This window comes from Burkholderia sp. SIMBA_051 (assembly GCF_046534915.1).
Taxonomy (GTDB): Bacteria; Pseudomonadota; Gammaproteobacteria; order Burkholderiales; family Burkholderiaceae; genus Burkholderia; species Burkholderia ambifaria.
In genome coordinates, this window is sequence record NZ_JAWRXS010000313.1 from 1 (window position 1) to 270 (window position 270).

Here is a 270-nt window from a genome sequence, read left to right on the forward strand (position 1 = left end):
GCCTGGATCACGCCGCGCACCGCGCGGTCGTCCAGCAGGTCCAGCGTCTGCAGCGCGACCCGCCGCGCGCCGTCGCTGAGCGCGTGCGCCTGCTTCGGCCGCGCCAGCCAGCGCGACAGGCGCGCGGCCGGGTCGAAGCCGCGCAGCTTCGCCATCAGCGTATCCGGGTCGAGGAAGTGGTCGCGCACGAACACCGCCAGGTTGTCGCCGATGCGGTCCTTGTTGCTGGGGATGATGGCGGTGTGCGGAATCGGCAGGCCCATCGGCCGG

The 270-nt window shown here is 73.3% G+C and carries 1 protein-coding gene; it reads right to left on the bottom strand.

Annotated features, from left to right (window positions below; genetic code table 11):
• On the bottom strand, positions 1 to 270 hold a 270-nt coding region (locus SB771_RS34670), incomplete at both ends, for a DUF445 family protein (RefSeq protein ID WP_410721997.1).